Consider the following 26,321-nt stretch of genomic DNA (forward strand, 5'->3'; position numbering starts at 1 on the left):
GCCCCGTCACCTGGTCGTGCGCAGCGTGTCGCGGAGGGCGTCCAAGGGCGTCGTCGGTTGCGCCTCCCCGTCGGCAATCCGGCGCAGCAGCGACGCCAGCGGCGTCGGCGTCAGGTCGGGGCGGGCCGAGGGGTCGCGCAATGCCCGGGCCCAGGAGGGATCGGATGACTGGCTCGCGGCATGCGGGGCGGGCGCGGGGACGGGGCGCGGCCGGCGCGGCGGCGGGAACGGGGCGCCGTGGCCTGCCCATGGGGACGGCATGCGGACCGGCGCCGGCGGCTGGAGCTCCGCCGCGGCACGCATCTCGGGCTCGCTCCGCAGCAGATCGTCGAGCAGTCGGTAGCGTGGCGCGGTGGCGGCGGGCGCGGGGGGTGGCCAGGCCGCCAGGATGGGCAGCGATGGCGGCAGGGAAGGGGAGGATGGGGAAGTCAGCCGGTCCGGCGTGGCCGTCGGGTCGGAGGGGGCGGCAGGGGAGGGCATGGCGGGTGGTGGCGGAGCGGCGCCCGATGCCGCGCCCGGTGCTGCGCCCGGTGCCGCCGGCGGCGGGATCGCATCCGCCCTGACCGGGTCATTGCCGAAACTCCGGTAACGCATGCCGGGCATGCGAAGCACCCTGGCGACATGTACGATATCAGAGTCGTTGCCCATGCCGGGATCCGTCTTTCCAGGAGCGGGAAGGTCTTTCTCCGCAGCGTCCATCGGGGTCTGCGGTGCTGCTCACGGCACGGGCTGCCCCGTACTGCCTTCCCGGCGCGCAAGACGGGCCAAACAGGTCAGCGAAGCCGAGTAGTAGTCTTCCTGAATAGATACGGGCGGCAGTTGCAACGCGGTTTCCACCTGCTCCATTTGCGCGCGTACAAGGCGCGACACCGCCATTATTCCGGGTGTAGCTGAATAATGCGAAATCGAGTCGTCGGTCAATGATGCCCAGGCCGGCGGCGCGGCCTGCGGCATGGCCTGCCAGAAGGCGGCGGCGGCGATGGCGGGAGGTTCCTGGCGCAGCCCGGCCCAGGTCAGGAAGAGCGGCACGCGCACGGCGTCGTAGGAGAAGCGCGCCGGCCAGCCCTCCGCCGGGCGGACGGTGCCGTCTGGCGCCAGGGCCAGCCAGTCCGGCGGCAGGCCCCAGCGTCCGAATCGGGCACGCCGCAACAGGGTGAGGCCATCGGCGGTCAGCGTCAGCCAGCCGGGATCGGGCGCGGCGCCGGCCAGGGCGCGCAACGCCGGAAAGACGTAGTAGGACGGGTTGACGACCAGCGTGCCGCCGCGCTCGAAACCCTGGCGGCCCGGCAGCAGCACCGCCAGGCGGCCGGCGCGGCGCACGTTGAGCCGGAGTACCGCCTGCGCGGTGGCGACCGCCTCGGCCTGCGCCTCGGCACGTCGCCAGCGCCTGGCGCCGGTCAGCAGGCCCCAGGCGATGTAGAGATCCCCGTCGGTGGCGTTGTTGCGGTCGCTGACGGGATTGGCCGCGCCGGGCCGGAAGCGCCAGGCGTGCAGGCCGGAGGGCAGGCGCAGGGTGCGTCGGGTCCATTCCCGGATCCGGTCGAAGCCTTCCCGGTCGTCGCCATGCGCCGCGAGCAGCAGCCCCAGCCCCTGGCCCTCGGAATGCGAGATGCCGCCGTTGCCGGTGTCGACGATCCGTCCCTCCGGCGCCAGGAAGCGGTCGCGGAAGCGATGCCAGTCGGCGCGGCCCTCGTCCGGATCGGCGCGCCGCTCCCCGGCCTGAAGCGGGCCGGCGGGCAGCGGGAGGAGCGCGGCGGCGCGCAGCAGGTGGCGGCGGGTGGGCATCGGATCTGCCAACCCTTGTAGCCGCCCACGCTCCACGGAAGGTTAATGTCGTGGCATGCATCGGCGCTTCCCGGCGTCAAGGTGCCGTGACCTGTCCGATCGCGGGTGCCGGCGATGGCGGGCGGGCCCTCCGGGAACCGCCGTCCGTCCGGCCCCGGCCCTACTGGCTGGCCCAGATGATCCGGTGCATCCAGGCGAGCTCCGGCAGGTCGAAGCCGTAGTTCGGGTGCAGCGGGTTGAGGCTGGCCAGCTCGACCCGCTTGGCGGACTGGCGCAGCAGCTCCTTGGCCATCACCTCGCCGCGCTGGGTGCGCACCACCACGCGGTCGCCGCGCCGCACCGGGGCGGAGGGCGAGACCACCACCACGTCGCCGTCGCGGAACACCGGCTCCATCGAATCGCCCGAGATCTCCAGCGCATAGGCGTTGGGGTCGCCGATCTCGGGCAGCGCGATCTCGTCCCAGCCGCCGCCGACGGGGAAGCCGCCATCGTCGAAGTAGCCGTCGCCGCCGGCCTGGGCGAGGCCGATCAGCGGGATTCGCCGGGGGCCGTTCGGACGGCCGCGCGGCATGGCCGGGATTCCGGTGACCAGGGAGGCGAAGGCGTCGATCCCGGTGCCGGTGGCGCCGAGCACCTTGGCGATCGATTCGGTGGAGGGCCAGCGCGAACGGCCATCGCTGCTGGACCGCTTCGAGGGGTTGAAGGCGGTGGGGTCGAGCCCGGCACGGCGCGCCAGCCCGGAGGGCGAAAGCCCGTGCTCGGCGGCGAGCGCATCGATCGCCCGCCAGATGTCCTCGTGACGCATGGGCAAGATATCCTAGGTCCTGAGTCCGAATGCAATAGGAACGTGATCCTTTTAACGCTTGCGCAACACATCTATCCCTGGTTTATGTTCACTAAGTGTTCATCGCGCATTGCGCGCAGGAGACAACGCAATGGCAACCGCTTCCCTCGCCAGCCGTGCCCCGGTCTTCGCCACCCTGGCGAAGACCGAGCCCTTCCACTCGGCCGAGGAGGCCTGGATGTGGACCATGGCGGCGCTGGTAGCGCGCCGCGACGGCGCGCGCGTGGTCGCCGGCCTCGGCCGCAAGGCGCGCCCCTGCGAGCCCGATGACGTGGTGCGCTGCCTGGACCGCCTGTACCGGCAGCGGCGCGTCCAGCTCGCGCATGCGCGGGTGCTGCGGCTCTGGGGCGAGCGCCAGCAGGCGCCCGATCCGCGCTATCCGATCGAGCGCGGCGACTGGACGCTGTGGAAGGAGGCGCTGGACCGGCTGGAGTGGCCGCTGCGCGTGAAGGGAATCGTGGCGTGAGCGGGCTGGAGACCGTGGCGGTCGGCGGGGAGGAGCCTGCGGACGCGGCCCGGCGGGCGGGCGGGGCGGCGCGCCCCACGCATCGCCGGCTGCCCGAGGACCAGTCGCAGCTGCTCTGGATCGCCTTCGGCGGGCAGGCGGACCAGACCTGGCTGCGGCCGCTGCGGCCGGGCTTCCGCCACTGCTTCGCGGCGCTGCGCGACGCGGAGGGCTGGACGGTGCTCGACCCGCTTTCCGGCCGGCTGCTGGTGGCGCGCCTGCCGGTGCCGGTGGGGTTCGACCTGCCGGGCTTCTACCGCCGCGCGGGGATGGCGGTGCTCGGCCCCTACCGGCCGGGGCAGGCACGGCCGCGGCGGCTGCCGCCGTTGCTGCCCTTCTCCTGCGTCTCGCTCTGCCGGTCGCTGCTGGGCGCCGAGGCGCCGTTCGCCGTGACGCCGTGGGGGCTCTTCCGGGCCCTGAACAAAATCGCAGGTGATAGGAAAAAAATCTTGACGGGTGGTTTCGTCCCGGGCTAGAACCACTCCTGTCAACGGGCGAGGTGCGCCCGTTGCTCTCCTCCCGGTCCTACCGAACTGCGCGGGCCCGATCCTCTCCAGGATCGGGCCCGCGGCTTTTTGGGGCGGCTCCCGGGAGCAGGCAGGCATCGCGAGAGGAGTTGGGACGCCATGGGGGGCATCTTCAGCAGCCCGAAGCCGACCGTGGTCGGGCCGGCCGCGCAGCCGAACCAGACCGTGGTGACGCCGGTCGCGGCCGGGCCGGGTCCGGCGCAGGTCGCGTCACAGGGTCGGGTGGACGCCATGGACCAGGTGCAGCGCGGCATGACCGGGCTGATCGCCACGGCGCCGGGCGGCGTGCTGAGCCAGGCGATGCCGATCGCCACCCGCAAGACGCTGCTGGGCGAGTGACGCGCATGGCCGATGTCGCGCCCGTCCCTGCCGCCGCCGGCATTTCTCCCGAGGAGATCCTCGGACGCTACCGGCGCGCCCGCGACCGGCGGCTGCCCTGCGAGGGCGTCTGGCAGGAATGCTACGACCACGTGATGGCGCGCCTGCCGGGCAGCGGCGGGCCGGCGCTCTACGACGGAACGGCGGCGGACGCGGTGGAGCAGCTCGCCGCCTCGCTGCTGGCGGAGCTGACGCCGCCCTGGTCGCGCTGGGTCGGCCTGCGGGCGACGCGCGCCGAGCCTGATCTCGACAGCCCGGCGGCGATCGCCGAGGCGCGCGCCGTCGAGACGGCGGCGGAGACGCTGCAAGGCCATATCGACCGCTCCAACTTCGCGATGGAGATGCACCAGGCCTTCCTGGACCTGGTGATCGCCGGCACCGGCGTGCTGCTGGTGGAGGAGGCGCCGCCGGGCGAGGCCTCGGCGCTGCGCTTCACCGCCGTGCCGCTGCGCGAGGCGGTGCTGGAGGAAGGCGTTTCCGGCCGGCTCGACACGGTGTACCGCACGGCGCGACTCTCGCCGGCGACGCTCCTCTCGCGCTTCCCGCGCGCCGTGCTGCCGCGCGCCGTGCGCGACCGGGCGACCGAGGGCGAGGCCGCCTTCCTCGAGGTGGTGGAAGCGGTGTGGCCGGATGCGGCCCCGCCGGGGATGCGGGCGCCGGGCAGCGGCTACCGCTATGCCGCCGTGCTGGACGATGCGGGCGCCGGCCCGGTGCTGCTGGCCGAGGGACGCTTCGCCGAGAACCCGTTCGTCGGCTTCCGCTGGCTGAAGGCGCCGGGCGAATCCTACGGCCGCGGCCCGGTGGCCAAGGCGCTGCCGGACATCCGCACCGCCAACAAGGTGGTGGAGCTGGTGCTGAAGAACGCCTCGATCGCGGCGACCGGCATCTGGCAGGCCGACGATGACGGCGTGCTGAACCCGGCGACGGTGCGGCTGGTGCCGGGGGCGATCATCCCCAAGGCGCCGGGCAGCGCCGGGCTGACGCCGCTGGCCGCGCCCGGCAACTTCAACGTCTCGCAGATCGTGCTGGAGGACCTGCGCGGGCGGATCCGGCACGCGCTGCTGGCCGACCGGCTGGGCCCGACGCTCGACGCGCGCATGACCGCGACCGAGGTGCTGGAGCGCTCGGCCGAGACGGCGCGGCTGCTCGGCGCCACCTACGGCCGCCTGCAGGCGGAACTCCTGACGCCGCTGCTGCTGCGCTGCCTCTCGGTGCTGCGCCGGCGCGGCGAGGTGCCCGCCTACCTGCTCGACGGGCAACGCGCGGCCGTGCGCTTCGCCAGCCCGCTGGCGCGGGTGCAGGGGCGCGAGGACGCCGCCAACGCGCTGCTCTTCCTCAAGGCCGTGGCCGGGATCGGCCCGGCGGCGACGGCGCAGATCGACCCGGCGGGCACGACGCGCTGGCTGGCGCGCACGCTGGGCGTGCCGGTCGAACTGCTGGTGGGTGCCGTGCCCGCGAGCCCCGAACCGGCGGCGCGCCCCACGCCCGCCGCCAACCCTTCCGCCCCTCAGGAGTGAACGCCCGCATGTCCGAGGACCTGTTGCAGACCGCGCTCGACGACGACACGGCCGAGGCGCCCGCCGAGACGCCGTCCTCCGGACGGCCTTCCTACGTGCCGGAGAAGTTCTGGGACCCGGTGCTGGGCGAGCTGCGCGTCGATGCGCTGCTGAAGTCCTATCGCGAGCTGGAGCGGCGCCTGTCGCAGCGCTTCCAGCCGCCCGGCGACGACGCGCCGGAGGAGGAGCGGCTGCGCTTCCGCCGGGCGCTCGGCGTGCCGGATGCGCCGGAGGATTACGGCATCGAGGCGAAGCACCCGCTCGCCGGGCCGTGCCCGGTGGTGAATGCGCGGCTGCACGAGGCGGGCTTCACGCCGCCGCAAGCGCAGCTCGTCTACGACCTCGCGGCCGAGCGCATGGGGCCGCTGATCGCCGAGGCGACCGCGCAGTTCGAGGCGGAGCGGCAGCTCGACCGGCTGCGCGCGCATTTCGGCGGCGACGACCGCTTCCGCCGGATTGCCGCGCAGATGGCCGCCTGGGGGCGCGCCAGCCTGCCGGCGCCGGTGTTCCAGGCGCTCAGCACCACCTACGAGGGCGTGGTGGCGCTGCACCAGATGATGGGCAGCGACGAGCCCGCCATGCCGCGCAGCACCGAGGCGCCGGCCGCGGCCGACGAGGCGGAGCTGCGGGCGATGATGCGCGACCCGCGCTACTGGCGCGCGCGTGAGCCGGCCTTCGTGAACCGGGTGACGGAAGGGTTCCGGCGCCTGGTGGGCGGCTGAGGCGGGGGGAGGGCACCGCCCTCCCCAGACCCCCGTTCCATCATCGGGGAGGGCACCGCCCTCCCCGAACCCCCGTTCCATGATCGGGGAGGGCACCGCCCTCCCCGAACCCCTCCGGCGAGGGGCGCCGCCCCCCAATCTCCCTTGGCGATCCCCGCCGGGGGCGAAGCCCCCCGGCCCCCCCCCGTTCGGTCATGGGCTCGTGTGGCTGAGCCGCCGGGGTCCAACGCCGGCAGAGGTCCAGGAAGCTGGTCGGACGCGATGCGTCCGACCCTGGCGGATGGGTTCCAGGGAGGGCGGCGCCTTCCCTGAAGGGGGCCGGGGGCGGAGCCCCTGGCCCCGGCGACCCTGTTCCAGAACGAGATTCCGCCGCGCCCAACCCGCGCTCCGCGCGGGCGCGCGGCGTGCTGCGCCGTCTCCGGCCCCGCGCGAGCGGGCAAGCCGTGGGCGTCGATTCCGGCCGCAACCCCACTCAAGAGGCGACGCATGTCCGCTTCCATCGACCAGGCCTTCATCAAGCAGTTCCAGGCCGAGGTGCACGAGGCCTTCCAGCGCCAGGGCTCCAAGCTGCGCGGCACGGTGCGCTCCAAGACCGGCGTGCGCGGCGCTTCCACCATCTTCCCGCGCGTCGGCAAGGGCACGGCGGCCGCCAAGGCGCGCAACGGCTCGGTGCCGGTGATGAACCTCGACCACAGCACGGTCGAGTGCTTCCTGCAGGACTATTACGCGGGCGACTGGATCGACAAGCTCGACGAGCTGAAGACCAACGTGGACGAGCGCGCGGTGGTGGCGCATGCCGGCGCCTACGCGCTGGGCCGCAAGACCGACGAGCTGATCATCGCGGCGCTCGACACGGCGACGAGCGAGGCGATCGGCACCGATGCCGGCACGACGGACGGCGACGGGCTGACCAAGGCCAAGGTGCTGCTGGCCTTCCAGATGCTCGGCGCGGCCGACGTGCCGGATGACGGCAACCGCTTCGCGGTGGTGGGCTGGAAGCAGTGGAGCGACCTGCTGCAGATCCAGGAATTCGCCAACGCGATGTATGTCGGCGACGACGCGCTGCCCTGGAAGGGCACGCAGGCGAAGCAGTGGCTGGGCGCGCTGTGGCTGCCGCACTCGGGCCTGACCAAGAACGGCACCACGCGCTACTGCTACTTCTTCCACCGGAACGCGGTGGGCCATGCCGTGGCTTCCGAGGTGGTGACCGACATCACCTGGCACGGCGACCGCGCGGCGCACTTCGTCAACAACATGATGTCGCAGGGCGCGGCGCTGATCGACGGCACCGGCGTGGTGCGCATGCGCTGCCGCGAGTGACCGGCGCGGGCTGAGACGGGCCCCGGCGGCGCGTCGCCGCCGGGGCCGCTTCTCCCGGTTCCCGTTCCATCCGCCCGCCCCATCGCTGCCCGTCCCATCGCTGCCCGTCCCATAGCTGGAGGCCATCATGGCGCTCAACGCGCTCGCCCTCTGCTCGCGCGCCCTGCTGAAGATCGGTGCCCAGCCCATCGCCTCGCTGGAGGAAGGCACGGCCGAGGCGGAGGTGGCGGCCAACCTCTATCCCGCGACGCGCGACGCGCTGCTCTCGGCCCACCCCTGGGGCTTCGCCAGCGCGCAGGCGACGCTGCCGCGTCTCGCCGCCTCGCCGGTGGCCGACTACGCCTACGCCTTCCAGGTGCCGGCCGACCTGATGCGCGTGCTCTCGGCGGGCGCCTGCGGGCGCGGCAGCGGGCTGGCCTACCGGCTGGACGAGCAGCGGCTGCTCTGCGATTCGCCGACGGTGGTGCTGAGCTACCTGTTCCGCCCCGACGAGAGCCGCTTCCCGCCGCACTTCGCCGCGGCGCTGGTGGCGCGCCTCGCGGCCGAATTCTGCCTGCCGCTGACCGAGAACAGCAGCCGCACCGACATGCTGTACCGGCGCGCCGATGCCGAGCTGGAGGCGGCGAGGCTGGTGGACAGCCAGCAGGACACGCCGCGCGCCATCACCGACTTCCCGCTGATCGCGGTCCGGGGCTGAGCGCATGGCCGCGATCCGCTCGGTCCAGACCAATTTCACCGCCGGCGAGGTCTCGCCGGCGCTGCTCGGGCGCGTCGACCTGCGCGCCTACGCCAACGGCGCCGCGACGCTGCGCAACGTGTTCATCCAGCCGACGGGTGGCGTGACGCGCCGGCCCGGGCTGCGGCACGTCGCGACGCTGCCGGGTGCGGCGCGGCTGATCGCCTTCGAGTTCAACACCGAGCAGACCTACCTGCTGGTGCTGACGGACGGCCTGCTCTCGGTCTATCGCGACGACGCGCTGCTGGCCGCCGTGGCCGGGCCGTGGACGGCGGCGATGCTGCCGCAGCTCGCCTGGACGCAGAGCGCCGACACGCTGCTGCTCTGCCATCCGGCGATGCAGACGCAGCGCATCACCCGCACCGCGGATGCGAGCTGGACGGTGCAGGGCCTGGTCTTCACCCGCCAGCCCTTCCACCGCTTCGTCGATCCCGCCGTGACGCTGACCGCCTCGGCGGCGAGCGGCAGCGTGACGCTGACGGCCTCGGGCGCAGCGTTCGCGGCGGCGCATGTCGGCACGCAGTTCCGGATCGGCGGCAAGCGCGTGCTGGTCACGGCGGTGGCCTCCGCGACCCAGGCCACGGCGAACGTGGAGGAGACGCCGGTGCCCACCGCCGCGACGCGGGACTGGGACGAGGCCGCCTTCTCCGCCGTGCATGGCTGGCCGGTGACGATGGGCTTCCACCAGGGGCGCCTCGTGATCGGTGGCTCGCGCGACCTGCCGAACCGGCTGTGGCTGTCGCGCTCGGGCGACCTGTTCGACTTCGACCTCGGCACCGGGCTCGACGACGAGGCGATCGAGTTCGGCATCGTCTCCGACCAGGTGAACGCGGTGCGCGGCCTGTTCTCGGGCCGCGCGCTGCAGGTCTTCACCTCGGGCAGCGAGTGGACGGTGAGCGGCGAGCCGCTGACGCCCGCCTCGATCCAGCTCAACCGGCAGACCCGGATCGGCTCGCCGGTCGCGCGGATGGTGCCGCCGGTGGAGGTGGACGGCTCCACCCTGTTCGTCGCCCGCAACGGGCGCGCGGTGCAGGAGCTGGCCTACGCGACCACCACGATCGGCGCCTGGCAGGTCAACGACCTGACGCTGCTGGTCAAGCACCTGATCGAGACGCCGGTGGCGCTCTGCTACGACCAGGTCGGGCGGCTGCTGCACGCGGCGATGGCGGACGGCACGCTGGCGACGCTGACGCTCTACCGCACCGAGGAGGTGACGGCCTGGACCGCGCAGCAGACGGACGGTGCCTTCCGCGACCTCGCCGAGATCGAGGGCACGGTCTGGGCCGTGGTGGAGCGCGCCGGCGGCTTCCGGCTGGAGCGGTTCGACGCGGCGCTCTCCCTCGACGCGGCGCTCTCCGGCACGGCGAGCCCGGCGAAGGTGAGGTGGACCGGGCTCGACCATCTCGAAGGGCGCACCGTCGGCGTGCTGGCCGACGGCGCGCCGCGCGACGACGAGACGGTGGCGGGCGGCGCGATCACGCTCGACGAGGAGGCCGGCACGGTGCAGGCCGGGCTGCCCTTCAGCCACGTGATCGAGCCGCTGCCGCCCGCGCTCACCCTCGGCGCGGGCGTCAGCGCGGCGCCGCTGCGGCTGGTCTCCGTGACCTTCCGCCTGCTGGAGACGGCGGCGCTCGCGGTCGATCTCGGCCAGGGCGCGCAGCCCGTGCCGTTCCGCCGGCTCGACACGGCGCTGCTCGACGCGGCGCCGCCCGCCTACAGCGGCGACGTGATGCTGCGCGGCCTCGGCTGGCGGCGCGACGCCATGAGGCCGCTCTGGCGCATCGAGGACGACGCGCCGCTGCCGCTGACCCTGCTCTCCGTCACGACGGATGCGAGGATGAACGACTGATGTCCCAGCTCTCCTCCTATGCCTCGCTCGCCAATGCGGGCGCGCAGATCTACGGCCAGGTCCGCCAGGGCCTGGAGGAGCGCGAGATGGCGCAGGCGCAGCGCGGGCTGGCGCAGACGCAGAACCTCGCGCGCACCCAGGCGCTGGCCGCGGACTACGACACCGGGCGGCAGGCGCGCGCGACGCAGCTCGCGCAGAACCTCGCCGGCGCCGCGGCCGAGGCCGGCGGCGCCGGGTTGCAGCCGGGCGACGGCTCGGCCGGCGCGGTGGCGTCCGGCATCCGCCAGCGCGCCGCGGCGACGCAGGATGCCGCGGACCAGGAGTTCAACACGCAGCTCGCGGCGCAGCCGCGCTCGCTGCTCGCCCCGGACAGCTCCTTCGGCGACTTCCTCAATGCCGGCCGCTCCTTCGGCTCGGTCTTGCAGTCGCTGATCGGCTGAGCCGCCGCGCCGTCCCCGCCCCCGAATCCGAGAGACCCGCATGGCCGAGCACATCCGGATCGGCGACGTCGCGCCGCGCGTCCAGTACGCGGCAGACGGCGTCCAGACCGCCTTCACCTATCCCTTCCCGATCTTCGAGGCGGGGGACATCGAGCTGCGCCTGGACGGCGTGCCGAACGGAAATTTCACCGTGCTCGGCGCCGGCCAGTCCGAGGGCGGCAGCATCGTGCTCGGCAGCGCGCCCGCCGCCGGCACGCTGGTGACGCTGCGCCGCCGGCTGACCGTCGAGCGGATCACCGACTTCCAGAGCAACGGCGTGCTGCGCGCGAGGACGCTGAACGACGAGCTGGACTTCCAGACCGCCGCGCTCCAGGAGGTGCAGGACGACATCGGGAATGCGCTGCGGCTCGACCCCGCCGAGGTCGGCGGCCGGGTCACGCTGCCGCTGCGCGCGGCGCGCGCCAACCGTCTGCTCGGCTTCGACGGCAGCGGCGACGTCGCGGTGTTCGACCGCGGCGACGGGCTGCTCGGCGTGGCGTATCCGGGCGGCGTGCCGCGCACCGTCGAGGACAAGATGGCCGAGCGGCTGACCGCGCGCGACTTCGGCGCGGTGGGCGACGGCGCCACCGACGACTGGCCGGCGCTGCAGGCGGCGATGAACGCCGCCGGCGCCTCGGGCAAGCTGCTGGAGATCGGCGAGGGGACGTTCCGCGTCACCCAGCCGCTCGGCCTGCCCACGGCGGCGGCCGGCCTGGTGATGCTCGGCAGCATCCTCTACGCCGGGCCGGACGGCCGGGCGGCGCTGATCATCGGCGACGGCGGCACGTCGCGCGGCCGGCAGAAGGTCTACATGGGGCTGCGCGTCCTGCGCAACGCGCAGGCCGACTGGAGCAGCGAGGCCGACATCGGCATCCTGCTGCGCAACCTCGACGGCTGCCGGATCGAGATCCTGCAGGTCGAGAAGTTCACCATCGGCGCGCGCACGCTGGGCGACGCCACCGGCATGCAGGAATGCACCTTCTTCCTCGGCCGCTTCGTGGACAACCGGATCGGGCTCGACATCCACACCGGCACGGCGAGCGGCTGGAACAACTCGCACCGCTACTACGGCGGCCAGTTCGCCGTCACCAGCACCACGCGGGACTGGGTGATCGACCGCTTCGGCGTTCGCCTCTCGGCGGAAGCCGGGGCCTACGTGGCGCACAACCGGCACATCTTCGACGGGCCGTCCTTCTCGCTCCAGGCGCGCGACAAGCCCTTCGCCGGCATCCCGTTCCTGAGCGACGTGACCAGCCGCGGCCTGATCGCGCGCGACATCCGCATGGAGGCGTGCTCGGCCTATGTCGCGCGCCACACCGGCGGCGCGCAGGATCACCTGTACGAGATCGCCTGGGCCAGCCAGGGCTACCTGCTCGACATCGACTACACCGCCACCGCGACGCGCGTCGGCTCCGTGGTGCGCAGCCTGCACCAGGCAGGGGGGCACCGCGAGGCGGTGCGCGAGCTGGCCTCCGTGCCCAGCCTGCGCGCGGCGGCGATCCGCTGGAGCGCCACCGAGTACGGCTTCGAGAAGCTGGCCTGCCTGTCCACCTCGCCCGCCGGCTCGCCGACCACCCTGGCCGGCCTCGCCTATCCGGCGCTCGACGCCTACGGGCTGAGCGACCGCGGCGTGGTGCTGACCGGCGGGCGCGGCCTCGGCTTCGTCGTCGATGCGCGCAACTGCCGCGAATTCGCGCTCGCCGTCGATGCCGACAGCCCGCGCCTCGTGGTGCAGTGCTTCGATGCCGGCATGAACCTGCTGACCAGCGGCAACCTCGTGCGCCTCTCGGGCCAGTCGGTCGCCTACGCCGCCGGTCCGCGCTGGTGGCAGGCCTCGGCCGACATGACGGATGCCGGCCTGACCCGCCTCCAGACCGTCCGCCTCGATGCCGGCGTGGCCTACGCCATCATCGGTCTCGCCCGCATCGACACGGATTACGAGGTGCGGGCGATGCGCCTCGCCTGCGACCCGGCCTTCTCGCCCGCCGTGCTGTACGGGCTGCCGGGCCTGCCGCTCGGCCGGCGCGAGATCGTCGTGGAATCCGCCTACACCCCGCCCGCCATCGCCGGCGGCGCCAACGTGCAGACGGAGATCGCCGTCACCGGTGCCCGCGTCGGCGACTTCGTGCAGGTGGGCTACAGCCAGAACAACTCGGCGATCGTGCTGCTCGGCCAGGTCAGCCGCAACAACTACGTCATGGTGACGCTCTGGAACCGCGCCGGGGGCAGCATCACGCTCGACGCCGGCACGCTGCGCCTGCGGGTGCAGAAGGCATGAGCCGGCGCGGCAAGGCCCCGCTGCTGCCGGATACCGGGCCGGCGATCCGGCGCGTCTATCGGGACTACGAGCGCTTCATCGAGGAGGCACCCGCCAGCGGCGGCGATGCCAAGCTGTTCGCCGCGCACCATGCCGCCTGCCGCGCGGCGCTCGCGCATGTCGAGCACCTCATCAAGCTCGGGCGGACCGATGGCGGCGAGGCGGCGGCGCCGGCCGCCGCGCTGCTCGACGACCTGCGCCGCCGCATGGCGGCGGAGGATGACGGCAACGCCGAAGGGGAGATGGATGACGACGGCGCCGGCTGACTTCGTCGAGTTCCTCTGGCTCTGGAACAACGCCCAGGGGCAGGTGACGCCGCCGCTGCACCGGCGCATCGCCCGCTGGCTGCAGGATGCCCGCTCGGCCGGCCATCGGCGCCTGCTGCTCCAGGCCTTCCGCGGCTGCGGCAAGTCCACGCTGGTCGGGCTGTACTGCGCCTGGCTGCTGGCGCTCAGGCCGGAGACGCGCATCCTGGTGCTGGCGGCCGACCTGCCGCTCGCCACCAAGATGGTGGCGACGGTGCGCCGGATCATCGAGCGCCACCTGCTCTGCCGCCACCTGCTGCCCGACGCGCCGGAGGCCTGGGCCTCGGACCGCTTCACCGTGGCGCGGGAGGGCGCGCTGCGCGATCCCTCCATGCTGGCGCAGGGCATCGGCGGCAACATCACCGGCACGCGCGCCGAGGTGATCGTCTGCGACGATGTCGAGGTGCCCGGCAATTGCGACACGCCGGGCAAGCGCGCCGAGCTGCGCGAGCGGCTGACCGAGACGGAGTTCGTGCTCGTGCCCGACGGCACCATCCTCTATGTCGGCACGCCGCACACGGCGGAGAGCCTGTACCTGCATCCTGACCGGGGTGAGGCGTATCTCGCCGGCTATCGCCGCCTCACCGTGCCGCTGCTCGACACGGCCGGCCGCAGCGCCTGGCCGGAGCGCTTTCCCTGCGCCACCGTCGCCGCGCTGCGCGACCGCGTCGGGCCGCTGCACTTCCGCCGGCAGATGCTGCTGGAGGCGGTGGCGTCGGAGGCGGCGCGGCTCGATCCGGCCGCCCTGGTCCGCTACGACGCCGAGCCCGAGTACCGCGAGGCGAACGGGCAGGGGCTGCTGACCCTGCTCGGCCGCCGGCTGCTGGCGGGCGGCGGCTTCTGGGACCCGGCCTACGGGCGTCCGGAGGGCGGTGACGCCTCGGTGCTCGCCGTGGTGTTCAACGACGGCGAGGGCAACCACCACCTGCACCGTCTGCTCTACCTGACGCACGACCCCGACGCGCCCGACGACGCCGCGACGCAGCAGTGCCGCGCCGTGGCGCGCCTGGCGCGCGAGCTGCGCCTGCCCGTGGTGCGCGTCGAGACCAACGGTCTCGGCCGCTTCCTGCCCGGGCTGCTGAAGCGCGAGATGGCGCTGGCCGGCGCCGCCTGCGCCGTGCTGGAGCACCACAGCCACCGCAACAAGGCCGAGCGCATCCTGGCGGCGCTCGATCCCGCCCTCGCGGCGCGCCGGCTGCATGCGCATGAAAGCGTGTTCCGCACGCCCTTCCCGCGCGAGATGGCGGAATGGCACCCGAAGGCGACGAGCGTGCGGGACGACGCGCTGGACGCGGTGGCGGGGTGCCTGCTGGCGGAGCCGGTGCGGCTGCCGCGCGTGGCGCCGGCGGTGCGGGGGCCGGGGTGGCGGGGCTAGGACCGGGGCTCCGCCCCGGGACCCCGGCGAGGGGCGCTGCCCCTTCGATCCCCGCCAAGGGGCGAAGCCCCCTTGGATCCCCCATGTCGGAAGAGAGGTCCCGGCGGTCGCAACACCCGGGCCCCGAACGAACAGAGGTGCAGGAGGGCCTCGCCCTCCTGCCGGATGGGGGCCGGGGAAGGCGGCGCCTTCCCCGAACTTCCCCGCAGCCGAACCGGAACCCCGGTTCAGGCGATCATCGGCGGCGGCACCGGGGCGAGGTCGAAGCGCACCTCCTTCACGCCCGGGATGCCTTCCGCCAGCACGCGCAGGCCCCGCTCCACGTCGCGGGAGTCGCAGAAGCCGTTGAAGGAGACGACGCCGTCCTGCACGCTCGGGAAGATGTAGTAGGCACCGGTCCAGGACTGCCGGCGCATCTCGGCGTTCAGGCGGCGCTCGATCTCGGCGTCGGTGGAGGTCGTGGCGCCCGGCTCCGGGGCCGAGAGCAGCGCCTTCATCAGGTCGGCGCGCGAGAGGATGCCGACCAGCTTGCCGTCCCGCACCACGGGCAGGCGGCGGATGCGGTGCTCCTCCAGCAGCTTCGCGGCATGGGCGACGCTGTCCTCCTCGCCGATGGTCATGGGCGAGGCGGACATCACGTCGCGCACCGTGCGGCCATGCGCCTGGGCGTAGCTCAGCGCCTGGCTCGGCGCGGAGTCGATCAGCCGGTGCAGCCAGGAGCGCGGCTTCTCCTCGGGGGCGGCAATCTGGCGCAGCAGGTCGCCCTCGCTGATCACGCCGATCACCGTGCCGTCCGCGTCCACCACCGGCGCGCCGGAGATGCCACGCTCGGCGAACAGGCTGGCCACGGCCCGCACCGGGGTTTCCGGGCGCACCGTCAGGGCACCCTTGGTCATGACATCGCGAACCTGCATCTCGGCTCCTCCTTTCGTTGCGTCCACCGACCGTCCGACGGTCGGGGGCCGTGGCATGGGGCACGGCGCGGCCCCGGCGGGCGCCGCGCGGCATCCCGCGGGAAATACCCGGCCTCCACCTGACACGGTCAGGTGGAAACCGCTTTAGCGTGCCGGCCGGTCGCCGGAATTGATCCAGGTCTACGGCGACAGGTCTACAGCAAACCTCGGCCCGGCTGGGACTGCTGTTTGCTGCAGGTCCTTGTTTTCAGGGCGGATTCGCGCCGCCGGCCGTCTGCCCCCCGCGCGGGTGGTCCGCCCGGCCCGCCCGCGCGGGGTGGACCGGCCACCGCCGCGCGCGTCAGGCGGCGTTGCCGGCGGGCCGTGCCGCCGGCCGCCCCAGCACCTCGCTGCCGTGCCGGGCCCGTCCGGCCGCGGTGAGTTCGAAGCGCCCGTCACGGCGGCGGGCGCAGAAGCCCATCGTCTCCAGCCGCTCCAGGCAGGGCCCGTCCTTCAGGTCCGCGGGGCGGCCGCTGGTGCCGGCGAGGCTCAGCCGATGCAGCGCCGCCCGGCAGCAGGTCTCCAGATAAGGCTGGTCCCACAGCCGCTCGTTCAACGCCGGTCCTCCGTCCGTGGCCGGGCTGGCCCCGCCACGCCGGGACGGTCCCGCCTCGATGCTCGTCGCCGCGACCGGGACGGCCGCATGCCGCCCGGCGCCGATCCGCGCCTGCCCAGGAACCGCATCGGCAGGGGGCACGCAAGCCCCCGCCGGCCCTTTCGGTCGCCCATCGCCGCCTTCGTCCCGAACCCCGGGACCGCTTCCGTCGGCCTTCCCCTTTCCCCCGGCCCCAACCCCCGCAAAGGAGCCCGCGATGCCGGCAGGTCCCATCGACCCGTCCTGGTGGATCACCGTCGTCGAGATCCCGGTCGTGGCGGCGCTGTTCCGCATGATCCACGGCCTGCGACGCGACCTCGACGGCCGCATCGAGCGCGGCGACCGCCGCGATTCCGATGCCGTCAGCCGCACGCGCGACGATCTGGCCGAGTTCAAGCACGACGTCGCCCGCACCTACGTGCCGCTGTCGCTGATCCGCGACGTCGATGCCCGCCTGACGCAGCACCTGCTGCGCATCGAGAACAAGCTGGAGAGGCTCGCCCGGGCCGCCGCCGAGCCGCCCGGACGTCCTCTCCCGCCAACCCCGCCGCACGCCACGGCACCCTCCATCCCGCCCGAGCAGGAACCCGCCCGATGAGCGCCGCCTCGAACGCCGCCCTTCCGCCCGCCGCCGCCCGGCACGATGCCGCGCAGACGATCGCCGTGCTCGCCCGCACCCTCTGGGCCGAGGCAGGGACGCGCCCGGTGCGCGCCATCGAGGCGCTGGCGGCCCTGGTCGTGAACCGGGCCCGCATCACGGCGGCGCCGGGCGAGGTGCAGCAGCGGGCGCGGCACTGGGGGCAGGGCATCGCCGGCGTCTGCCGCGCCCCCTTCCAGTTCCCCTGCTGGAACCCGAACCATCCGCGTCACCGGGCCATGCTGGCGGTGCCGGAAGGCGACGGCGCGCTGGCGATCTGCCGCCGCATCGCCGCCCGCGCCGTGGCCGGCGCGCTGCCCGATCCGACCGGTGGCGCCACCCACTACCACGATGCCGCCATCCTGCCGGGCTGGGCGGTGGGCGAGGTGCCGCTGGCCGAGTGCGGCGGGATGGTGTTCTACGGCCTGGAAGGCCGGGACGGCGCCGGCCGGCCGGCACGGCCCGGGCCGGGGCTCGCCGTGGTGTGATACGGGCGGCGCGATGCCGGCCGGCACAGGCCATGGCTTGTGCCCGGCCGGTATCGTGCGGGGCTGCGGGACGGGGCCGCGCGCCGGGCCGGCGAATCAGGCGGGTCCGCACAAGGGCGGGCCCGCATGACCGGCGCATGGCCACCGCCCGCCCGGGTGGCCTCGTCCGCCGCGCCTTTCGCGGAGCATGTTCCGCTTCCGAGGCCTGCCGGGCCGGGGGCGACGTGGCCCCCTTGTTGGCACGGCCTTCCGGTACCGATATCACTGCCGGGCCGGCTAGTCGGGATCGCCGGCGAAGGCCGTGGGAGGCTGGGTTTGGGTCGCGACGGCGTAGGGGCGTCCTCTCGGCGCGGCACGCGTCGGATGGCCGCATGAGCGGCACGACCAGCCGGGAGATCCCGCGCGCCGACGCGCCGGCGGGCGGAGCGCCGGTGGCCGGCCTCGACTTCCTGGCCGGCGGCGGCACGATGGGCGCCGCGATGCGCGCCTTTCCCTGGGCGGGCAACCCGCTCGGCCCGGCCGACCGCTGGCCGCAGCCGCTGCGCACCCTGGTCGCCGTGATGCTCGGCTCCAGCCAGCCCATGTTCATCGCCTGGGGGCCGGAGCGGATCGTCCTCTACAACGACGGCTACGTCGCGCTGCTCGGCCGCCGCCACCCCGCGGCACTCGGCGCCCGCTTCGCCGCGATCTGGCACGACATCATGCAGGATGTCGGCCCGATCCTCGACCGTGCCTACGCAGGCGAGGGCACGCACATGGACGACATCTCCTTCGTCATGGACCGCCGGGGCTACAAGGAGGAGGCGCACTTCTCCTTCTCCTACACGCCGGTGCGCGACGAGGGCGGCCGGGTCGCCGGCATGTTCTGCGCCTGCGCCGAGACCACCGAGAAGGTGATGGCCGAGCGCCGGCTGCTCGCCGAGCGCGGCCGGCTGCGCCAGCTCTTCGAGCAGGCGCCGGGCTTCGTCGCCGTGCTGCGCGGCCCGGACCACGTCTTCGAGTTCGTCAACGCCGCCTATGCCGAGCTGGTCGGCCGCGACCGCGACGTGACCGGCCGCCCCGTCGTCGAGGCGCTGCCGGAGGTGGCCGAGCAGGGCTTCACCGACCTGCTCGACGGCGTGTACCACTCCGGCCGCGCCTTCGTCGGCCGCCAGCTTCCCGTGCGACTCCAGCGCCGCCCCGGCGCCGAGCCGGAACTCTCCTACGTGGACTTCGTGTACCAGCCGATCGTGGAGCCGGACGGCGCGGTGAGCGGCATCTTCGTGCAGGGCACCGACGTCTCCGAGGGCAAGCGCGCCGAGGACGCGCTGCGCGTCAGCGAGCAGGCGCTGCGCCGCCTGAACGAGACGCTGGAGGCGCGCGTCGAGGCCCGCACCGCGGCGCTGCGCGCGGCCGAGGCGGAGCTGCGCCAGGCGCAGAAGATGGAGGCGGTGGGCCAGCTCACCGGTGGCATCGCGCACGACTTCAACAACCTGCTGACCGGCATCGGCGGCAGCCTGAGCCTGCTGCGCCGCCGCCTCGCCGCCGGCCGCACCGAGGGGCTGGAGCGCTACATCGAGGCGGCCCAGGGCGCCGCCGACCGCGCCGCCGCGCTGACCCACCGGCTGCTCGCCTTCTCCCGCCGCCAGACCCTGGACCCCCGCCCCACCGACGTGAACCGGCTGGTCGCCGGCATGGAGGAGCTGATCCGGCGCACCGTCGGCCCCGCCATCGCGGTGGAGACGGCGCCGGCGCCCGGGCTGTGGCCGACGCTGTGCGACGCGAACCAGCTCGAGAACGCGCTGCTCAACCTCGCCATCAACGCCCGTGACGCCATGCCCGAGGGCGGCCGGCTGCGCATCGCGACGGCCAACGTGCCGCTCGGCGAGGGGGCGGCGGCCGAGGGCGGGCTGTCGCGGGGCGACCACGTGTCGATCGAGGTCTCGGACACCGGCGTCGGCATGGCGCCCGAGGTCGCGGCCCGCGCCTTCGATCCGTTCTTCACCACCAAGCCGCTCGGCCAGGGCACCGGCCTCGGCCTTTCCATGATCTACGGCTTCGTCCGGCAGTCGGGCGGGCAGGTGCGCCTGCGCACCGCGCCGGGGGAGGGGACGACGGTCGTGCTCGACCTGCCCCGGCACGCGGTCGCCCCGCCGCCCGTGGCCGCCGCGCCGCCCGCGGCGCCGCGGGCGGCGCGGGCGGCTCGGGGCGGCACCGTGCTGGTGGTGGACGACGAGCCCACGGTGCGCATGCTGGTCGTCGAGGTGCTGGAGGATCTCGGCTACGCCGCGATCGAGGCCGGGGACGCCGCCGCGGGGCTGCGCGTGCTGCAATCCGGCGCCCGCGTCGACCTGCTGGTGTCCGATGTCGGCCTGCCCGGCGGCATGAACGGGCGCCAGCTCGCCGACGCGGCGAGGATCGAGCGGCCGGGCCTGAAGGTGCTGCTCATCACCGGCTATGCCGAGGCGGCGGTGATCGGCCAGGAAGGACTTGGCCAGGAAGGACTTGGCCAGGGCGGGTCCGACCGGTGGCTGCAGGTGATGACCAAGCCTTTCGCGGTAGACGCGCTGGCGGCGCGGATCCGGGCGATGATCGGCCAGGGCTGAGCAGCCTCACGCGCCCCGGCCGCCGCCCCGCGACGCTCCCGTGGCCGTCTGCCCGACGGCCATGCCCGCGCGCCGTCGGGCCCGTCGCCGTCGGGCAGACCCGCCGGGGCGCCGCGCCGGACCGCCGGGGAAGGCCGCGGGCCGGGCGCGCCCTTTCCCGGCAGAGCAGATCTTCGCAGCCGTCGATTCCCGCCCGGGGCGGTCCTGCCCTACACGGGCCGCATGGAGAGCACGATCTACACCTTGGTGCGCGGCACCGACTGGCAGGCGGCCGAGGCCGCCGGCGCCTATACCGGCAGCGCCGACGACCGGCGCGACGGCTTCCTGCACTTCTCCACCGCCTCCCAGGTGCGCGAGAGCGCCGCGAAGCACCGAGCCGGCGTGCGGGACCTGTGGCTGGTGGAGGTGAAGGCCGCGGCGCTGGGAGCCGCGCTGCGCTGGGAGGCCGCCTCGGGCGGCAGCCGGCCGGGCCTGTTCCCGCATCTCTACGGCCCGTTGCCGCTGGACGCCGTCCAGGCCGTGACCCGGCTGCCGCTCGGCGCGGACGGACGGCACGAATTCCCCAACGGCATCGCCTGATACGGGTCGCCGGATCGTGCATCCCCTGCCGGCGGGAGCGGCGGTCTCGACGGCAGGCGTCGCCCTCCACGACCTCCCGGCATAGGGTCCCGGGTCGCGCTCCATGGCGCATTTTCGAGCTGGGCGTACGCATCCGGCGCCTCGGAAAATGCGCCGAATCGAAGGCTGGAGCCGTTCCGGCCTGATCCAGTCAGGCCGGAGCGGCTCCAGGCGTCAGGACGGTCCTTCTCGGGCCGATGCCCGTCCGGGCCGGGGCGTGCCGCCGATGTCGGCCGCCCGCCCACCCCGTCCCCTCGCCGCCCGGCGAGGACAGGGCCCGGCAGAATGCCCCGTCGCTCGCGCCGGGGAAGCCGGAAGGCGGGGTGGAGCGTGCCGGCAGGGGGCGGGGAAGTCCGATGCCCCCTCCCGGGGCGCGTGGTCAGCCCTCGCGCTCGACGCCCGCCTCTCGCAGCAGCCTGCCCCAGCGCTCCGCGTCGCGCGCGATGAGCTGGCCGAGATGGCGCGCGGAGCGTTCCTCGCCCTCCGGGGCGCGGGCCGCGGATTCCGCGAAGCGCGCGCGCACGTTGGCGTCGTCGAGCGCCGCCGCCAGCGCCGCCTCGTGCGCCGCGACGATGGCGGGCGGGGTGCGGGCCGGCAGCACGAGTCCGTTCCAGATCTCGATGTCGAAGCCCGCGAGGCCCAGCTCGGCGGTGGTGGGCACGTCCGGCAGGGCGGCGAGGCGCGCGGGGCCGGTGACGCAGAGCGCCTTGGCCTTGCCGCTCTGCGCCGTCGGGATCGAGGTCAGGGCCTGGTCCACCAGCATGTCCACGTTGCCGGCCATCAGGTCGTTGGTGGCCGGGCCGCCGCCGCGATAGGGGATCAGGTCGGCGCGGCCGCCGACGGCGCTGAGGAATTGCAGCGCCGCGATGTGCAGCGTGGTGCCGGTGCCGGAAGTGGCGATGCGCAGGTCGCCCTGGCGCGCGCGGGCCTTCAGCTTGTCCAGGCTGTCGATGCCCGAGGCGGTGGAGACCACCAGCAGCATCGGGTTGGTGGCGACCAGCCCGACCGGCACGAAGTCGCGCGCCGTCTCGAAGGGGATGTTGCGGTAGAGGTGCTGGTTGATGCTGAACACGCCGACATGGGCGAGGAACACGGTGTGCCCGTCCGGCGCCGCGCGGGCGGCGCGGCCGGCGCCGATGTTGCCGCCGGCGCCGGTGACGTTCTCCACCACCACGGGCTGGCCGAAGTGCTTCGCCATGGGCTGCGCGATCAGGCGCGCCATCACGTCCGTGGTGCCGCCGACCGCGAAGGGGACCAGCAGGGTCACCGGCTTGCTCGGGCTCCAGCCGGCGGCGCGCGCGGCGCGGGGCAGGAAGGGCAGGGCGGCGAGGCCGCCGAACAGGGCGCGCCGCGGCGTGGCGAAGGCGGGCAGGGCGGGATTCCGGGGCGGGCTCATCGCGGCCGGTCGCCGGCCAGGGTCACGCGGTGCATCACGCGGCGGTAGCCGTGGTAGTCGTTGATCGGGTTGTGCAGCGCGGCGCGGTTGTCCCAGAAGGCGATGGAACCGGGGCGCCAGCGGAAGCGGCAGGTGAATTCCGGGCGCGACTGGTGCTCGAACAGGAAGCGCAGCAACGGCTCGCTCTCCGCCTCGGTCATGCCGGCGAAGCGCAGCGTGTGGCCGAAATTGACGTAGAGGGCGCGCCGGCCGGTCTCGGGATGGGTGCGGACCACCGGGTGCTCGGCCTCGAACACCGTGCGCTCCTGGCTGTTCACCCGGTCCTCGCGCGTGCGGGTGACGTCGGCCTTGGCGGAGCTGTTGACGGCCTTCAGCGGGTCGAGCAGCCGCTTCATGCCGTCCGACAGCGCCTCGTAGGCGGCGTGGCCGCTGGCGAAGAGCGTGTCGCCGCCGAAGGGCGGAATCTCGCGCGCGATCAGCATGGTCGCCATGGGCGGGCGTTCGAGATAGGCGGTGTCGCTGTGCCAGAGGCCGCCGAAATTGGTGCGCTCGTGCTCCAGCTTCACCACCGGGATCACCTCGGGCGCCTCCGGCAGCCCTCTGACGAAGGGGTACTCCACCACCTCGCCGAAGCGGCGCGCGAAGGCGGCGAAATCCGGGGCGGTGAGGTGCTGCTGGTCGTGGAAGAAGACCACGGCGTGGTCGAGCCAGACGCGGCGGATCGCGTCGATGGCGGCATCCGGCATGTCGGGCGAGAGGGTCACGCCGAGGATCTCGGCGCCGAGCGCGCCGGCCAGGGGCTCGACGCTGAAGCCCCGGTTGCTGGCGTCCATGCGCGCGTCCCCCCCCCTGCCGGCGGCGTGCTGCCGCTCTTCGGAGGAGCGCCTATAGCGCCGCGTGGCGAAGTCGGCAAACCGCGCCTCGGGCCGGCGCAAGGACCGTTGCCGGACGCGGCGCGGAACCGCCGCGCGGCAGGAGATGCCCTTCCGGGGAGGGGCGATGCCGTGGGGCCCGCCGGTGGCCGCGAAGGCCGGCGCGGCGGCGCGGGCTGCCCGGCGGCGGGGCGGTTCGCCTCAGCCGCGCGACCAGCCCATGCGCGGCGGCGGGCGGGGGCCCATGATGACGTCGATCTCCTCCTTCGCCGCCTGGATCATCTCGGCGAAGGTGCGTGGCTCCTGTCCACGCGGCACCTCGCGCGGGCCACCGAGGCGTGCCGGCGGATGGATGATGACCTGGTATCCCGCCTTGCCGTGGTCCAGCAGCTCGAGCTGATGCTGCCGGTACTCGCGGAATTGCACGACCGTTATTCGGCCCATCGTTCTCTGCCTTGCCTTCCCTGGAAGGAATCGATGCGGTGCGGAAGCCGACGCACCACGGTTTTGTTGCAGTGCAACATAAGGGGGAAAGGCAGGATCGGCAAGGTAAACCGGTGCCTCGGGCGCCGGTTCCGTTTCCCTGGCGCCACGCTGTGGCGCCAGGGGCACGCCGGCCGGCAACGGGGCCGGGGCGGGACGCGGATGCTACCGCCCCGGCGGCGGGCCGCCTACGATCCCGGCCAGGGAGCCGGTCCGGCACCACGGACCGGCCCCCGAGGTTTCCGGGAACCGAGCCAAACCGAATCATGACCTTCCGACCCTTCGTTCTCTGTGGCGCGGCCTGCCTGGCGGTTGTCTGCGCGGCGGCCACGGCGCTGCGTCTCACGCTGCCGACCGAGACGGCGATCGCAGGGGCGACGCGGCTGGTCGAGGGCCCGTCGCCCATCGAGGCGCTGCGCCCGGCCGCCGCCACACCGCCCGCGCCCGCGCCACTGCCCCCGCCGGTGGCGGTGCTGCCGGTGCCGCCCACGCCCCCGGCGCGTGTCCGCACCGTCGCCGCCCTTTCCACGCCGCGGCCCCCGCAGGCCCGGCGGGAGGGGCGGCAGGCGGCGCTGCCGGTGCCGCCGACGCCACCTCGCGGTCGGGGTGCGCTCCCGACGCGGACCCCGCGCTACGCGCAACGCCCCGGCAACGCGGCGCCCATGCCGCCCGACGTGGTGGATTGGGACGTCGCCCCGCCCTATGGCGCGGTGCCCGGCGGACCCCCGGTCCTGTGGTACGGCCCGGCGGTGCCCTACCGGAAGGCGCCCTACGGGCCGGCCGGCTACTACTGACGGCCGTCCGGCCGCGACCCTGCTGCCGGCCGGCCCGACCGGGGTCTCCCGCGTCTCGGCGGCCTGCCCTCTTCCGGGTCAGCCACGCCGAGAAAGCGTGGGAAGCGAGGCTTCCCCGGGATCCCCCGGGCGATCTCCGACGACGGAACGGGCCGGGCGAGCCCACCGCCCGCATCGGGACGGGAAGCCCCGGGCCGCGGCAGGGACCCCGTCTGGGACGGGTTCACCGCGGAGCGTCGGACGGAAAAGCCGCCGACCCGTCAGGATCGGCGGCGTGGGAAGGCTCGGATCAACATCCGCGACGCGACGGACGGCCAGGGCAGCGGCGCGCGTGCCGCCGGGCCGGTAATGCCGCCGCCGACCGCCAACCCAGGCGCGCCAGCCGGCGGCAGCGCGCCCCGCTTCCGCCCGGCCGCAGGCCCCCGTGCCGGGGCCGCGTCGGGTCGTCCCGGGTTCAGGCCACGGCGAGCCTGCGCTCGACGATCTGCGTCTTCATCGACTTCTGCAGCTTCTCGAAGGCGCGGACCTCGATCTGCCGTACGCGCTCGCGGCTGATGTTGTACTGCTGGCTCAGCTCCTCCAGCGTGGTCGGCTCGTCCTTCAGCCGGCGCTCGATCAGGATGTGGCGCTCGCGCTCGTTCAGGGTCTTGAGCGCCTCGCCCAGGAGCTGGCGGCGGTTGGACATGTCCTCGCGCTCGGCCAGCTCGGTTTCCTGGCTCTCGGCGTCGTCCACCAGCCAGTCCTGCCACTCGCCCTCGCTGTCGGCGCGGACGGGCGCGTTCAGGCTGTTGTCGGGGCTGGCGAGGCGACGGTTCATCGCCACCACGTCCTGCTCCGGCACCGCCAGCACGCGGGCGATCTTCTCGACCTGCTCCGGCTTGAGGTCGCCATCCTCCAGCGCCGCCATCTGGCCCTTGAGCCGGCGGAGGTTGAAGAACAGCTTCTTCTGCGCCGCCGTGGTGCCCATCTTCACGAGCGACCAGGAATGCAGGATGTATTCCTGGATGGCGGCGCGGATCCACCACATGGCGTAGGTGGCGAGGCGGAAGCCGCGGTCCGGGTCGAACCGCTTCACCGCCTGCATCATGCCGACATTGCCCTCGGAGATCAGCTCACCCACCGGCAGGCCGTAGCCGCGGTAGCCCATCGCGATCTTGGCGACGAGTCGTAGGTGCGAAGTCACGAGTTTGTGAGCGGCTTGATGATCCTCCTGGTCGCGCCAACGTTTGGCGAGTTCCAGCTCCTCCTCGGGGGAGAGCATGGGGAATTTCCGGATTTCCTGGAGGTAACGCGAGAGGTTGCCTTCGGGAGCGATGGGGATCATCGACGTGGAAGCCATTGTATCGTCTGCCTCCTGTGCGGACCTGGCTGCCCCGTGACGGCGGCAATCGGCTCGCGACCTGATCTGGCAGTCTGAAACGCCCTATGGGCCCGGATGTCCGCCTTGGCCTCGGTCACGTCGAGGCGAGGAGGGGTGTGGCCATCCTTGAAGTGGCACCCATGTCGGGCATTGCCAGGGGATCCTTATAGGACGTCTGTCCCCCGGATGCAAGAAAATCCGACCTGGGTAGTAGGTTAATCGGGCGCCGGCGCCCGTTTCCGTCGGCGTGCGGGCCCGTCGGCGTGCGGGCAGGGCGTGCCTGGCCCCGGGCGTCTCCGGAACCGAGCCTATCCTGCCACGGAACCCTTTTCCCATCGCTTTGGGGGTTCCTGACGCCGGCACCGCCATTTCCCGTCGCCGGCCGGGGATGGCGGGGGTTTCCGCTCCGCCGGGCCCGCCTCCCGCAGCGTGTCGGAAGAACGGCGCGGTCCGGAAGCGGCGTCGCGGGCGGGCGCCCGGTTTCAGGCATCCCCCGGTTTCAGGCATCCATGACGCCCAGCGGCGACAGGGTCCGCTCCTTCCAGCAGTGCCAGAACACGGCCGGCGTGCCGCAGTCCCGGAGTCGCAACTCCACGGGCGGCCGCGCCGCCCGCACGCCCGCCCGCACCGGACGGGTCGCCGGGCGGGACGTCGGGCAGTCCGGAGCGTCGCCGGCGGGAAGCGCCCAGGACATCCGCGCCCGCCAGCCGAGGCGGTCGTCGAAGGCGGCGAGCGGAGCGGCAGGGGGCATGGCCGGGTTTCCCTGGAGGGCGGGGGCGGGAGGGGCGGGCCGGATGCCTTGTCCCGGCCAGATGCCCCCGCCTCGGCCGCAGCATGCGTGG

27 protein-coding genes are annotated in these 26,321 nt (G+C 73.9%); 17 read left to right on the plus strand and 10 right to left on the minus strand.

Annotated features, from left to right (window positions below):
• Positions 1-6: 6 nt before the first annotated feature.
• From M0638_RS08015 to M0638_RS08025, 3 genes are all read right to left on the minus strand, one after another.
• Positions 7-480 carry a hypothetical protein gene (locus M0638_RS08015; protein WP_248666446.1) on the minus strand — a complete coding sequence of 158 codons (474 nt, stop codon included), beginning with the start codon at positions 478-480 and terminating at the stop codon, positions 7-9.
• A 237-nt stretch (positions 481-717) separates the two neighbouring features.
• Complete coding sequence (locus M0638_RS08020) at positions 718-1,785, minus strand: glycosyl hydrolase family 8 (RefSeq protein WP_248666447.1); 1,068 nt, start codon at positions 1,783-1,785, stop codon at positions 718-720.
• 160 nt (positions 1,786-1,945) lie between these two features.
• Positions 1,946-2,590, minus strand: coding sequence for a S24 family peptidase (locus tag M0638_RS08025; RefSeq protein ID WP_248666448.1), 645 nt, complete (start codon positions 2,588-2,590; stop codon positions 1,946-1,948).
• A gap of 130 nt (positions 2,591-2,720) precedes the next feature.
• Between M0638_RS08025 and M0638_RS08030 the strand changes: the two genes are divergently transcribed.
• The 12 genes from M0638_RS08030 to terL all read left to right on the plus strand — a co-directional run bounded on the left by M0638_RS08030 (position 2,721) and on the right by terL (position 14,698).
• Positions 2,721-3,095 carry a hypothetical protein gene (locus M0638_RS08030; protein WP_248666449.1) on the plus strand — a complete coding sequence of 125 codons (375 nt, stop codon included), beginning with the start codon at positions 2,721-2,723 and terminating at the stop codon, positions 3,093-3,095.
• Positions 3,092-3,610: a hypothetical protein gene (locus M0638_RS08035; RefSeq protein WP_248666450.1), complete on the plus strand. Its 519-nt coding sequence runs from the start codon at positions 3,092-3,094 to the stop codon at positions 3,608-3,610. The genes M0638_RS08030 and M0638_RS08035 overlap by 4 nt, the downstream gene beginning before the upstream one ends.
• Positions 3,611-3,760: 150 nt before the next feature.
• A complete protein-coding gene (locus tag M0638_RS08040; RefSeq protein ID WP_248666451.1) occupies positions 3,761-4,000 on the plus strand; it encodes a hypothetical protein in 240 nt (79 codons plus the stop codon).
• A gap of 5 nt (positions 4,001-4,005) precedes the next feature.
• The gene (locus tag M0638_RS08045; protein ID WP_248666452.1) at positions 4,006-5,556 is read left to right on the plus strand and encodes a portal protein; all 1,551 of its coding nucleotides are present in this window, start codon (positions 4,006-4,008) and stop codon (positions 5,554-5,556) included.
• A gap of 8 nt (positions 5,557-5,564) precedes the next feature.
• On the plus strand, positions 5,565-6,317 hold the full coding sequence (locus M0638_RS08050) for a capsid assembly protein (RefSeq protein WP_248666453.1): 753 nt from the start codon (positions 5,565-5,567) through the stop codon (positions 6,315-6,317).
• Between the two features lie 486 nt (positions 6,318-6,803).
• On the plus strand, positions 6,804-7,637 hold the full coding sequence (locus tag M0638_RS08055; RefSeq protein WP_248666454.1) for a phage capsid protein: 834 nt from the start codon (positions 6,804-6,806) through the stop codon (positions 7,635-7,637).
• Positions 7,638-7,764: 127 nt separating this feature from the next.
• On the plus strand, positions 7,765-8,334 hold the full coding sequence (locus M0638_RS08060; protein ID WP_248666455.1) for a hypothetical protein: 570 nt from the start codon (positions 7,765-7,767) through the stop codon (positions 8,332-8,334).
• Positions 8,335-8,338: 4 nt separating this feature from the next.
• Positions 8,339-10,222: a hypothetical protein gene (locus M0638_RS08065; protein WP_248666456.1), complete on the plus strand. Its 1,884-nt coding sequence runs from the start codon at positions 8,339-8,341 to the stop codon at positions 10,220-10,222.
• Positions 10,222-10,662, plus strand: coding sequence for a hypothetical protein (locus M0638_RS08070; RefSeq protein WP_248666457.1), 441 nt, complete (start codon positions 10,222-10,224; stop codon positions 10,660-10,662). The genes M0638_RS08065 and M0638_RS08070 overlap by 1 nt, the downstream gene beginning before the upstream one ends.
• Positions 10,663-10,702: 40 nt before the next feature.
• On the plus strand, positions 10,703-12,979 hold the full coding sequence (locus M0638_RS08075) for a glycosyl hydrolase family 28-related protein (RefSeq protein ID WP_248666458.1): 2,277 nt from the start codon (positions 10,703-10,705) through the stop codon (positions 12,977-12,979).
• Positions 12,976-13,284 (plus strand): hypothetical protein, encoded by a 309-nt coding sequence (locus M0638_RS08080; protein ID WP_248666459.1) that lies wholly within the window; start codon positions 12,976-12,978, stop codon positions 13,282-13,284. The genes M0638_RS08075 and M0638_RS08080 overlap by 4 nt, the downstream gene beginning before the upstream one ends.
• A complete protein-coding gene (terL, locus tag M0638_RS08085) occupies positions 13,265-14,698 on the plus strand; it encodes a phage terminase large subunit (RefSeq protein WP_248666460.1) in 1,434 nt (477 codons plus the stop codon). The genes M0638_RS08080 and terL overlap by 20 nt, the downstream gene beginning before the upstream one ends.
• Positions 14,699-14,925: 227 nt before the next feature.
• Here terL and M0638_RS08090 read toward each other — a convergent pair whose 3' ends face one another.
• Positions 14,926-15,612, minus strand: coding sequence for a CBS domain-containing protein (locus M0638_RS08090; RefSeq protein WP_248666461.1), 687 nt, complete (start codon positions 15,610-15,612; stop codon positions 14,926-14,928).
• A 340-nt stretch (positions 15,613-15,952) separates the two neighbouring features.
• Positions 15,953-16,195: a hypothetical protein gene (locus tag M0638_RS08095; RefSeq protein WP_248666517.1), complete on the minus strand. Its 243-nt coding sequence runs from the start codon at positions 16,193-16,195 to the stop codon at positions 15,953-15,955.
• Between the two features lie 268 nt (positions 16,196-16,463).
• Here M0638_RS08095 and M0638_RS08100 point away from each other — a divergent pair, with 268 nt between their 5' ends.
• From M0638_RS08100 to M0638_RS08115, 4 genes are all read left to right on the plus strand, one after another.
• Positions 16,464-16,844 carry a hypothetical protein gene (locus M0638_RS08100; protein ID WP_248666462.1) on the plus strand — a complete coding sequence of 127 codons (381 nt, stop codon included), beginning with the start codon at positions 16,464-16,466 and terminating at the stop codon, positions 16,842-16,844.
• Positions 16,841-17,371, plus strand: a complete 531-nt coding sequence (locus tag M0638_RS08105; protein WP_248666463.1) for a cell wall hydrolase — start codon at positions 16,841-16,843, stop codon at positions 17,369-17,371. The genes M0638_RS08100 and M0638_RS08105 overlap by 4 nt, the downstream gene beginning before the upstream one ends.
• Before the next feature lie 371 nt (positions 17,372-17,742).
• A complete protein-coding gene (locus M0638_RS08110; RefSeq protein WP_248666464.1) occupies positions 17,743-19,956 on the plus strand; it encodes a hybrid sensor histidine kinase/response regulator in 2,214 nt (737 codons plus the stop codon).
• A gap of 222 nt (positions 19,957-20,178) precedes the next feature.
• Positions 20,179-20,535 (plus strand): DUF952 domain-containing protein, encoded by a 357-nt coding sequence (locus M0638_RS08115; RefSeq protein WP_248666465.1) that lies wholly within the window; start codon positions 20,179-20,181, stop codon positions 20,533-20,535.
• A 418-nt stretch (positions 20,536-20,953) separates the two neighbouring features.
• On the opposite strand, the gene M0638_RS08120 is transcribed toward M0638_RS08115, so the two are convergent.
• From M0638_RS08120 to M0638_RS08130, 3 genes are all read right to left on the minus strand, one after another.
• The gene (locus M0638_RS08120; protein WP_248666466.1) at positions 20,954-21,970 is read right to left on the minus strand and encodes a Bug family tripartite tricarboxylate transporter substrate binding protein; all 1,017 of its coding nucleotides are present in this window, start codon (positions 21,968-21,970) and stop codon (positions 20,954-20,956) included.
• Positions 21,967-22,803, minus strand: coding sequence for a TauD/TfdA dioxygenase family protein (locus M0638_RS08125; protein WP_248666467.1), 837 nt, complete (start codon positions 22,801-22,803; stop codon positions 21,967-21,969). Before M0638_RS08125 ends, M0638_RS08120 begins: the two co-directional genes overlap by 4 nt.
• Before the next feature lie 240 nt (positions 22,804-23,043).
• Positions 23,044-23,286, minus strand: coding sequence for a hypothetical protein (locus tag M0638_RS08130; RefSeq protein WP_248666468.1), 243 nt, complete (start codon positions 23,284-23,286; stop codon positions 23,044-23,046).
• A gap of 305 nt (positions 23,287-23,591) precedes the next feature.
• Here M0638_RS08130 and M0638_RS08135 point away from each other — a divergent pair, with 305 nt between their 5' ends.
• On the plus strand, positions 23,592-24,119 hold the full coding sequence (locus M0638_RS08135) for a hypothetical protein (RefSeq protein WP_248666469.1): 528 nt from the start codon (positions 23,592-23,594) through the stop codon (positions 24,117-24,119).
• A 454-nt stretch (positions 24,120-24,573) separates the two neighbouring features.
• Here M0638_RS08135 and rpoH read toward each other — a convergent pair whose 3' ends face one another.
• Both rpoH and M0638_RS08145 read right to left on the minus strand, forming a co-directional pair.
• On the minus strand, positions 24,574-25,458 hold the full coding sequence (rpoH, locus tag M0638_RS08140; protein ID WP_248666470.1) for an RNA polymerase sigma factor RpoH: 885 nt from the start codon (positions 25,456-25,458) through the stop codon (positions 24,574-24,576).
• A gap of 520 nt (positions 25,459-25,978) precedes the next feature.
• Positions 25,979-26,230 carry a hypothetical protein gene (locus M0638_RS08145; RefSeq protein ID WP_248666471.1) on the minus strand — a complete coding sequence of 84 codons (252 nt, stop codon included), beginning with the start codon at positions 26,228-26,230 and terminating at the stop codon, positions 25,979-25,981.
• Positions 26,231-26,321 lie beyond the last annotated feature (91 nt).

Source organism: Roseomonas acroporae, from assembly GCF_023223525.1.
In the GTDB taxonomy this organism is placed as follows: Bacteria; Pseudomonadota; Alphaproteobacteria; order Acetobacterales; family Acetobacteraceae; genus Roseomonas_E; species Roseomonas_E acroporae.